3 protein-coding genes are annotated in these 4,109 nt (G+C 40.2%); all 3 read right to left on the bottom strand.

The features are described from left to right. Nucleotides 1-54 precede the first annotated feature (54 nt). The gene (locus NEOC95_RS00515) at nt 55-879 is read right to left on the bottom strand and encodes an F-box/LRR-repeat protein (protein ID WP_213150968.1); all 825 of its coding nucleotides are present in this window, start codon (nt 877-879) and stop codon (nt 55-57) included. 534 nt (nt 880-1,413) lie between these two features. Next, nucleotides 1,414-3,102: an F-box/LRR-repeat protein gene (locus NEOC95_RS00510; RefSeq protein ID WP_213150967.1), complete on the bottom strand. Its 1,689-nt coding sequence runs from the start codon at nt 3,100-3,102 to the stop codon at nt 1,414-1,416. Nucleotides 3,103-3,535: 433 nt separating this feature from the next. Next, on the bottom strand, nt 3,536-4,109 hold a 574-nt coding region (locus tag NEOC95_RS00505), incomplete at its 5' end, for a leucine-rich repeat domain-containing protein (RefSeq protein ID WP_213150966.1).

Raw genomic sequence — 4,109 nt, 5'->3', positions numbered from 1 at the left:
TTAAAAGGAAATTTACATTTTTTCTTTTTAAAATTGATGCAATGATGGAGTTTTTTAGGGTAAATCAGGTTGGACTAAGTAAAGCCTTTGTAGCTGAGACAGTTGCCCGATTTCTACAGGAAAGCTGGTGAGCTGGTTTTGATTTAAGTCAAGCCAGTATAGCTGAGACAGCTGTCCGATTTCTGTAGGCAGAGCGGTGAGCTGGTTTTGGCTTAAGTAAAGCTGTAGCAGATTAGACAGCTGCCCGATTTCTGCAGGCAGAGCGGTGAGTTGGTTTTGATTTAAGTAAAGGGTTTGCAGCTGAGACATTTGGCCTATTTCTGAGGGTAAATAAGTCAAGCCTGCTCTAGATAAATTTAGCAAAGTTAAGTCTTTACAATTTTCTGCAATCCAATCTCTAAGAAGCTCTCCTTTTTTCCCTAGAGGCAAGTTCTTAATGTCTTCTCGCCTCAAGTATTCTTCCCCACCAGGAAGCTTTTTCCAAAGTAAAAGACGATTAATATTTAAGAGATAAGAAGAGTAATTAGCCAGCGTTAAGCTTCTTTTTTCTTCTGTTTTCCATTTAAATTCCAAAGGAGAAATAGATTTAGCTAAGGTAAAAACTTGCTTAAAAACTTGATAAACTTTTTCGGTAGGGGTAAGTACAGGATTGAGTTGATAAACTTTAGCTAACATAAGAGTTCGCTGGGTAGTGGTATTCTTCGTGGGAAAATGAAGCTGTGCTATTTTTTTATAAAGAGAAGGCATCACTTCAGAAGCCAGCAAATGATGCCATCTTTTACAGACGCTAAATAAGGAAGGAACTGCGCAAGCCTCTAAGATAGGGAGCAGCAATTCATTGGGCAAGCTTTCAATAGATGCCAAAGAGATAGGATGCATTTTATTTCCTTGGGTAGGGATAACTTTTCAACATTTTTATTTTTAAAGATAAAATAAAAAAAATTAAAAAAGCAAGTCAAACGAATTCGTATCTTTATCAACAAAAACAACTCACAGAGGATCTATCGCCCTTCTTTCTTAGATAGATTTAAGAGAAAGGGGGAGATCTTCCAAGCATTTAGGAACAGCCACAGGTTTTGGGGATTAAGTGATGCGGCAATTTTAGTTTGGCTAAAAAAATGAAATTGATTCTGTGCCTTATTTGAGAAAAACGGCTCTCTTTGGCGCCTTGTTTTAATTCTTCTACTGAATGATGAAATACAATACACCAGTTTCTTTCTATCAAAAAAAGTTGTTCTCCCAGACATAACAATCGGCAGAAAAAGAGAGAAGCTCCTTGTCGTTATAAATGTGTAGGTTAGTTTAAGCTTGCTTAGTTGCTGGAAGGAAAGCGGATTGCTTGTTTAAAGATAAAATGGCTAAAAGTTTGTTATTCCATTTTAGCTCACTCCAAATTAAAAAGTACTTGTTATTCTACAATTGAAAACGCTGCCTTATCTTTTCTGCAATATCTTTCAAAGGATTTTCTGCTAATTCAAGCGCTTGCAGCTGAGACATCTGCCCGATTTCTGTAGGTAGACTGGTGAGTTGGTTTTGGCTTAAATCAAGCCCTAGCAGCTGAGGCAATTGCCCGATTTCTGCAGGAAGGCTGGTGAGTTGGTTTTGATTTAAGTAAAGCCCTCGCAGCTGAGACAATTGCCCGATTTCTGCAGGAAGGCTGGTGAGTTGGTTTTGATTTAAGTTAAGCCTTCGCAGCTGAGACAATAGGCCTATTTCTGCAGGAAGGCTGGTGAGCTGGTTTTGATTTAAGTGAAGCACGTGCAGCTGAGACAATAGACCTATTTCTACAGGAAGGCTGGTGAGTTGGTTTTGGTTTAATTCAAGCTGTAGCAGCTGAGTCAATTGCCCGATTTCTGCAGGCAGGCTGGTGAGCTGGTTTTGATTTAATTCAAGCCGATACAGCGCTTTAGGCAGCTGCCCGATTTCTGCAGGCAGAGCGGTGAGCTGGTTTTGATTTAATTCAAGCCATTCCAGCTGGGACAGCTGTCCGATTTGTGTAGGCAGAGCGGTGAACTGGTTTTGGTTTAAGTAAAGCTGTATCAGATTAGACAACCGACCAATTTCTGCAGGCAGACTGGTGAGTTGGTTTTGATTTAAGCAAAGCGTTTGCAGATCAGACAGCTGCCCGATTTCTGCAGGCAGAGCAGTGAGCTGGTTTTGATTTAACTCAAGCAATTCCAGCTGGGACAGTCGCCCAATTTCTGCGGGCAGAGCGGTAAGCTGGTTTTGATTTAATTGAAGTCCTTGCAGCTGAGACAATTGACCAATTTCTGCAGGCAGAGCGGTGAGCTGGTTCTGGCTTAACTTAAGCTCTTGCAGCTGAGATAGCCGTCCTATTTCTTTAGGAAGACTGGTGAGCTGGTTTTGATTTAATTCAAGCCATTCCAGCTGGGACAGCCGCCCGATTTCTGCAGGCAGAGCGGTGAGCTGGTTTTCTCTTAAGTCAAGCGTTTGCAGCTGAGACAACTGCCTGATTGCTGCAGGCAGAGCGGTGAGCTGGTTCTGGCTTAGCTTAAGCTTTGTCAGCTGAGACAATTGGCATATTTCTGAGGGTAAATAAGTTAAGCCTGCATTAGATAAATTTAAAGCCGTGATGTTTTTACAATTTTCTTCAATCCAATCTCTAAATAGCTCTCCTTTTTTCTTTAGAGGCAAGTGCTTAATTTCTTCTCGTCTCAAGTATTCTTTCCCACCAGGAAGTCTTTCCCAAAGCAAAAGGCGATTAATATTTAAGAGATAAGAAGAGTAATTAGCAAGACTTAAGCCTCTTTTTTCTTCTGTTTTCCATTTAAATTCCAATGGAGAAAAAGACTTGGCTAAAGTAAAGATTTGCTTAAAGATTGCATTTACCTTTGCTGCTTCAGAAAGCTTTTCTTCTAGCTTATAAATCCTATCTACAATAAGCACCTGCTCCTTAACATTTCCTTGAGGAACATGCACTTTACCTATTTGCTTATAAAGAGGGGGCATGACTTCAGTAGCCAGCAGATGATGCCATCTTTTACAAACGCTTGATAAGGAAGGAACTGCACAAGCCTCTAAGATAGGGAGCAGCAATTCATTGGGCAAGCTTTCCATAGATGCCAAAGAGATAGGATGCATTTTATTTCCTTGGATAGTGATAACTTTTTCAGCATTTTCATTTTTTAAAGACAATATAAAAAAATTAAAAAGCAAGTCAAATGGATTCGTATCCTTATCAATGAAAAACAACTCACAGATAATCTACCTCGCTTTTTTTTCAGATAGATTTAAGGAAAAGGGGGAGGCCTTTCAAGCATTTAGGAGCAGCCACAGGTTTTAGAGATTAAGTGATGCGGCAATTTTGGTTTGGCTAAAAGAATGAAATTGATTCTGTGCCTTATATGAGAAAAACGGCTCTTTTGGTGCCTTGTTTTAATTCTTCTACTGCTTCTACATGCACACTGGTGAGATGTTTTTGATTTAAGAGCGGATTACTTGTTTAAAGATAAGATGGCTAAAAGTTTTTTATTCCATTTAGCCCACCTCAATTTAAAAAGTGCTTACGACCATTCTACAATTGAAAACGCTGCCTTATTTTTACGGTAATATCTTTCAAAGGATTTTCCGCTAATTCAAGCTTGATAAGCTTAGACAGCTGCCCGATTTCTGCAGGAAGGCTGGTGAGCTGGTTTTGCTTTAAGCCAAGCCCTTGCAGCTCAGACAATTGCCCGACTTCTGCAGGAAGGCTGGCAAGCTGGTTTTGATTTAATTTAAGCGTTTGCAGCTTAGACAGCTGCCCGATTTCTGTAGGCAGGCTGGTGAACTGGTTTTGGCTTAAATCAAGCACTCGCAGCTGAGACAATTGCCCGATTCCTGCAGGAAGACTAGTGAACTGGTTTTTGCTTAAGTCAAGCACTTGCAGCTGAGATAGCAGCCAAATTTCTGCAGGAAGACTGGTGAGCTGGTTCTGATGTAAGTTAAGTGTTTGCAGCTGAGATAACTGGCCTATTTCCGGGGGTAGGTAAGTTAAGCCTGCTCCAGATAAATTTAGGAAAGTTAGGTTTTTAAAATTTTCTTCAATCCAATCTCTAAGAAGCTCTCCTTTTTTTCCTAGAGGCAAGTGTTTAATTTCTTCTCCGCTCAAG

The organism is Neochlamydia sp. AcF95, from assembly GCF_018342455.1.
Lineage (GTDB): Bacteria > Chlamydiota > Chlamydiia > Chlamydiales > Parachlamydiaceae > Neochlamydia.
Note: the sequence above shows the minus strand (reverse complement) of the source record. Positions and strands in the feature narration are given on the sequence as shown.